At 71.1% G+C, this 5424-nt stretch carries 5 protein-coding genes; 1 reads left to right on the forward strand and 4 read right to left on the reverse strand.

Annotation, left to right across the window (positions count from 1 at the left end):
• Positions 1-557: 557 nt before the first annotated feature.
• A complete protein-coding gene (gene trpS, locus ACFY9S_RS40575; RefSeq protein ID WP_391139160.1) occupies positions 558-1592 on the forward strand; it encodes a tryptophan--tRNA ligase in 1035 nt (344 codons plus the stop codon).
• 48 nt (positions 1593-1640) lie between these two features.
• On the opposite strand, the gene proC is transcribed toward trpS, so the two are convergent.
• The 4 genes from proC to ACFY9S_RS40595 all read right to left on the reverse strand — a co-directional run bounded on the left by proC (position 1641) and on the right by ACFY9S_RS40595 (position 5087).
• Positions 1641-2453, reverse strand: a complete 813-nt coding sequence (proC, locus tag ACFY9S_RS40580) for a pyrroline-5-carboxylate reductase (protein WP_391139162.1) — start codon at positions 2451-2453, stop codon at positions 1641-1643.
• A 104-nt stretch (positions 2454-2557) separates the two neighbouring features.
• Positions 2558-3337: an ABC transporter permease gene (locus ACFY9S_RS40585; RefSeq protein ID WP_391139164.1), complete on the reverse strand. Its 780-nt coding sequence runs from the start codon at positions 3335-3337 to the stop codon at positions 2558-2560.
• Complete coding sequence (locus ACFY9S_RS40590) at positions 3334-4185, reverse strand: ATP-binding cassette domain-containing protein (protein WP_391139166.1); 852 nt, start codon at positions 4183-4185, stop codon at positions 3334-3336. The genes ACFY9S_RS40585 and ACFY9S_RS40590 overlap by 4 nt, the downstream gene beginning before the upstream one ends.
• Before the next feature lie 62 nt (positions 4186-4247).
• Complete coding sequence (locus tag ACFY9S_RS40595; RefSeq protein ID WP_391139168.1) at positions 4248-5087, reverse strand: methyltransferase domain-containing protein; 840 nt, start codon at positions 5085-5087, stop codon at positions 4248-4250.
• Between the last annotated feature and the right edge of the window lie 337 nt (positions 5088-5424).

Genomic DNA, 5424 nt, shown 5'->3' on the forward strand with positions numbered 1-5424 from the left:
CGGTGCTTTCCAGGTTCCCGCTTCCGCGTTTCCCTTTCCGGCGGTTCCGACTCTATCAGATCCTTTCGGGCCTGATCCCCGGTCAGCGGGGTTTGCCTTTGCGGCTGTTGGGCCGTTCAGACGAGTGAGACTTTAGCGGATTCCCCGGCTCCCGAGCCAATCGGGGGCCGCGTCCTTTCGAACAGGGATTCCTCATTCCGTAAATACACATGCCAATGAAGCGACGACAGGCGTGCTGCGCGTCGAATAGTGGTTGGTACCTGCGGATTGGCTGCCCGGGGACCGACCGGAGTCGGCGCTCACGTCGGGCAACTCGGAGAACACTACGGATGGGGGTAGGGCGTGTCAACCCGGGGGCGGGGGGCATCCCGGCGGCGTACTGTGGGCCGCATGACGACGCGTACGTGCACCGGACTGTGGTGGGCCGCCTGACGGCGGCCGTTCTCACGTATGCACTCGACGGCCGCCGCTTCGGCGGCCGTCTTTGTTTCTCCCTCCCGGCACCACGGAGGGGCGGCCGCCCGGAGCGGCGGTCCCGACCAGGAGGTGGAGGAGAGATGACACGGGTCTTCAGCGGGGTCAAGCCGACGGGGCATCTGACGCTGGGGAACTACCTGGGGGCCATGCGGCGGTGGGCCGCGGTCGACCAGCACGAGGCCGACGCGTTGTTCTGCGTCGTCGATCTGCATGCCCTGACCGTCGACCACGATCCCGCGCGGGTGCGCAGGCTGAGCCGGCAGGCGGCGACGCTGTTGCTGGCGGCCGGGCTGGATCCGGAGCTCTGCACGGTGTTCGTGCAGAGCCATGTGGACGAACACGCCCGGCTGTCGTACGTGCTGGAGTGCGTGGCCACCGACGGTGAGATGCGGCGGATGATCCAGTACAAGGAGAAGGCGGCGCGGGAGCAGCGACGGGGCGGGAGCGTGCGGCTGTCGCTGTTGACGTATCCGGTGCTGATGGCGGCGGACATCCTGGCGTACCGGGCCGGCGAGGTGCCGGTCGGGGACGATCAGCGGCAGCACGTGGAGCTGGCGCGGGATCTCGCCGTGCGGTTCAACCAGCGCTACGGGCACACGTTCGTGGTGCCGCGGGCGACGCGGCCGGGGGTGGCGGCTCGGGTGATGAATCTGCAGGATCCGGCGTCGAAGATGGGCAAGAGCGACGACGTGGGGCCGGGGATCGTCTATCTGCTGGACGAGCCGGACGTGGTGCGCAAGAAGGTCATGCGGGCCGTGACCGACAGTGGGCGGGAAGTCGTTTACGACCGGGAGGCCCGGCCGGGGCTCGCCAATCTGCTGGAGATCCTCGCGGCGTGCACGGGTGGGGAGCCCGAGCTGTTGAGTGGCTCGTACACGTCGTACGGGGACTTGAAGAAGGACACCGCGGAGGCTGTGGTCGAGGTGCTCCGGCCCTTGCAGGAGAGGCACAAGGAGTTGTGTGCCGATCCCGGTCATGTGGAGGGGGTGCTGCGGGACGGGGCGGCGCGGGCCCGGGGGATGGCCCGGCCGACGGTGGACGCGGCGTATCGGGCGATCGGGCTGCTGCCCGCGGTGGCGCGGGAGGAGACGGCCGGGGCCGTGGCGGCGGTGTGAGGTGACGCGGCCGCGGGGGCGGGCGGGGACGGGCCCGCCCCCCGGTGGTCAGCCGTTGTTGCCGGAGGCCAGGGCGCGGCTGCGGTCGCGGGCGGCTTCGAGCGCGGCGATGAGGGCGGCCCGTACGCCGTGGTTCTCGAGTTCGCGGATGGCGTTGATCGTCGTGCCGGCGGGGGACGTGACGTTCTCGCGGAGCTTGACCGGGTGTTCGCCGCTGTCGCGGAGCATCGTCGCGGCGCCGATGGCGGACTGGACGATGAGGTCGTGGGCCTTGTCGCGAGGCAGGCCGAGGAGGATGCCGGCGTCGGTCATGGCTTCGACCAGGTAGAAGAAGTAGGCAGGGCCGGAGCCGGAGAGGGCGGTGCAGGCGTCCTGCTGGGACTCGGGGACGCGGAGCGTCTTGCCGACGGCGCCGAAGATCTCCTCGGTGTGGGCGAGGTGGTCGGCGGTGGCGTGGGTGCCGGCGGAGATGACGGACATCGCCTCGTCGACCAAAGCGGGCGTGTTGGTCATGACGCGGACGACCGGGGTGCCCGCGGCGAGACGTTCCTCGAAATAGGCCGTGGGCATGCCGGCGGCGCCGCTGATGACCAGGCGGTCGGCGGGGACGTGGGGGGCGAGCTCATCGAGGAGGGTGCCCATGTCCTGCGGTTTCACCGTGAGGATCAGGGTGTCGGCGGTCTTGGCGGCTTCGGCGTTCGTGACCGGGGTGACGCCGTAGCGGGTGCGGAGCTCTTCGGCTCGTTCCTGGCGGCGGGTGGTGACCAGGAGGTCGGACGGGGTCCAGCCGGCGCGGATCACTCCGCTGAGCAGGGCTTCGCCGATCTTGCCGGTGCCGAGGACTGCGACTTTCTGGGTCATGGCGCGGGGTGCCTCCGAAGGGTGCGTCGTCCGGGGTCCATCCTCGCACCGGGGAGTGGGGGACGGCTCGGGTGTCCGCTGGGCGGGATGTCGCGCCGGGGTGGCTACGCCGTCCGGCGCCTCAGGGTCGCCGCGCCCAGGGTCAGGACGAGGAGTGCGCAGCCCGCGACGACGATGACGTCCCGGACGAACGTGGCCGTCATGTCCGTGTGGTGCAGGACTTCGTTCATGCCGTCGACGGCGTAGGACATGGGGAGGACGTCGGAGATGGCCTCCAGGGCGGGGTGCATGCTGTCGCGCGGGGTGAACAGCCCGCACAGGAGGAGCTGGGGGAAGATCACCGCCGGCATGAACTGGACCGCCTGGAACTCCGAGGCGGCGAAGGCGGAGACGAAGAGGCCGAGGGCGGTGCCGAGGAGGGCGTCGAGGAGGGCCACCAGGAGGAGGAGCCAGGGGCTGCCGGTGACGTCGAGGCCGAGGAACCACACGGCGAGGCCCGTGGCCAGGGCGGACTGGATGATCGCGAGGGTGCCGAAGGCGAGGGCGTAGCCGGCGATGAGGTCGCCCTTGCCGAGGGGCATGGCGAGCAGGCGTTCGAGGGTGCCGGAGGTGCGTTCGCGCAGGGTGGCGATGGACGTCACCAGGAACATGGTGATCAGGGGGAAGATCCCGAGGAGGGACGCGCCGATGCTGTCGAAGGTGCGGGGGCTGCCGTCGAAGACGTAGCGCAGCAGGAACAGCATCACGCAGGGGATGAGGACCAGCAGTGCGATGGTGCGGGGGTCGTGGGTGAGCTGGCGGAGGACCCGGGCGGCGGTGGCGGTGGTGCGGGAGGCGTTCAGGGCCCTCGGTGGGGTGGCCGTCCTGGTCGGGGTGGTGGTCATCGGGTCGTCTCCTTCGTGCGGGCTGCTGCGTTCGCCTCGTCCACCAGGTGCAGGAAGGCCTGCTCGACCGTGTCGGCGCCGGTGCGGGTGCGGAGGGCGTCGGGGGTGTCTCCCCCGGCCTCCGGCCCTCCGGCCAGGAGCCGGCCCTCGCGCATGAGGAGGAGGCGGTGGCAGCGCTCGGCCTCGTCCATGACGTGGGAGGAGACGAGGAGGGTCGCGCCGCGGCCGGTCGCGATGTCATGGAAGAGGTTCCACAGGTCGCGGCGCAGCACGGGATCGAGTCCGACGGTCGGTTCGTCGAGGACGAGGAGTTCGGGGGTGCCGAGGAGGGCGACGGCCAGGGAGACGCGATTGCGCTGGCCGCCGGAGAGGTTGCCGGCGAGGGCGTCGGCGTGGGTGGTGAGGTCGACGTCGGCTATCGCGCGGATGACGTTGTCGTCGCGGCGGTCGGCCGCCCGGCGGCCGGGGTCGAGGATCGCGGCGAAGTAGTCGAGGTTCTGGCGGACGGTCAGGTCGTCGTAGACGGACGGGGCCTGGGTGACGTAGCCGATGCGGGTGCGCAGGGTGGGGTGGCCTGCGGGGTGGCCGAGGACGTCGAGGGTGCCGGTGACCTTGGCCTGGGTGCCGACGACGGCGCGCATGAGGGTCGATTTTCCGCAGCCGGAGGGGCCGAGGAGGCCGGTGATCTGGCCTCGGGGGACGGTGAAGCCGAGGTCGCGCAGGACGGTGCGGGGGCCGCGGGTGACGGTGAGGTGCTCGGCGTGGACAGCTGTTGTGTCCGGGTCCGGTGGCTGAGCGGGGGCGGGTGCCGGGCCTGGGCGTGGTGAGCCGGGAGCATTATTCATCATGCGATGAATAATGCTCCCGGCTCACGGGACGCGTCAAGCGGGCGGGTTGAGCGGGGTGCGCGTCAGGCCGGGGTCTCGGCGAGGAGGAGGACGACCTCGTAGACCTCCTCCACGACGCCGTCCGGGAAGGCCCGCAGGAGGTGCTCGCGCTCCTCGGCGAGGAACGACGCGGTGTGTTCCGCGTCGTGCACGAGGAAGACCGAGTGGCTGCCGATGTTGGCGAGGTGGGTGTCGACCGGGACGCGGCGGCTCCAGCGGACCGTGCGGCGGGTGAAGTCGAGGCGGCCGCTGGGGTCGGCGGCGCGGTGGTCGACGTTGCGCTTCTCTGCGGAGACGTCGATGCCGAAGTGGCGGCGGGTGCGCTCGGCGGCCTCGGCGATCCAGGGGACGTCGAGGGCGTCGGTGTTCCACCAGAGGGCCAGGGCGCCACCGGGGCGCAGGACGCGCAGGACTTCCGGGACGGCGCGGGCGGGGTCGGTCCAGTGCCAGGCCTGGGCGTAGGTGACGAGGTCGACGGAGGCGTCGGTGAGGGGGAGGTCGTCGCCGGTGCCGCGGATGACCGGGATGCCGGGCAGGGTGCGGCGGAACTGGGCCGCCATGCCGTCACCGGGTTCCACGGCGACGACGTTCGCTCCCCGTGCGTGCAGGAGGGCGGTGGCGATACCGGTACCGGCGCCGACGTCCGCGACGCGGGTGCCGGTGAGGGCGCGGCCGGTCAGGTCTTCTATCGCGTCGAAGAGGGCCGGGGGGTAGGTGGGGCGGTTGGCGGCGTACTGGGCCGCGGCGGCGTTGAAGGAGTGGGCTCGTGCGGCTCGGGCGGGCTCGGCGGTGGGGTGCGTGGCTGCGGGGTCGGGGGCGAGGTCGGCTCCGGCGGGGTGGTGGGCGGCGGGAGGTGTGGTCATACCGCCATGGTGGCGGGGGGCGGGGTGGGGTGCGGTGAGAGTTCGGTGAGATCAAGCCGGGCGGTGGCGGTGCGACGCGGGCTCTGGTGCTGTGACCGGAAGGGTTTGCCGGAAGGCTTGCGGCGTCCGGTGCGGTGCATCGCAAGGCGGAGGATCGCTCGCGTACTGGATGTACTCGGGTGATGCGACAACGCGGCGAGGTGCCGTGCCGGGCGTCGCAAGCCGGTGAGCCTTTCCGGTCGCAGCACTAGTGTGATGCGCCAGAAATCCTGAGGGTTAGTTTTCCTCTGTTTTCTGGTTGTCGGTTCCGACCTTGGTGAGGTAGTCGGCGAGGGAG

Origin of the sequence: Streptomyces sp. NPDC012474, from assembly GCF_042955185.1 — a bacterium.
In the GTDB taxonomy this organism is placed as follows: domain Bacteria; phylum Actinomycetota; class Actinomycetes; order Streptomycetales; family Streptomycetaceae; genus Streptomyces; species Streptomyces cahuitamycinicus.

Bases quoted from the DNA above. Each gene is read 5' to 3' on its own strand.
- trpS (WP_391139160.1), top strand. From the start codon at position 558: ATGACACGGGTCTTCAGCGGGGTCAAGCCGACGGGGCATCTGACGCTG.
- ACFY9S_RS40595 (WP_391139168.1), bottom strand. From the start codon at position 5,087: ATGACCACACCTCCCGCCGCCCACCACCCCGCCGGAGCCGACCTCGCC.
- ACFY9S_RS40590 (WP_391139166.1), bottom strand. From the start codon at position 4,185: ATGATGAATAATGCTCCCGGCTCACCACGCCCAGGCCCGGCACCCGCC.
- ACFY9S_RS40585 (WP_391139164.1), bottom strand. From the start codon at position 3,337: ATGACCACCACCCCGACCAGGACGGCCACCCCACCGAGGGCCCTGAAC.
- proC (WP_391139162.1), bottom strand. From the start codon at position 2,453: ATGACCCAGAAAGTCGCAGTCCTCGGCACCGGCAAGATCGGCGAAGCC.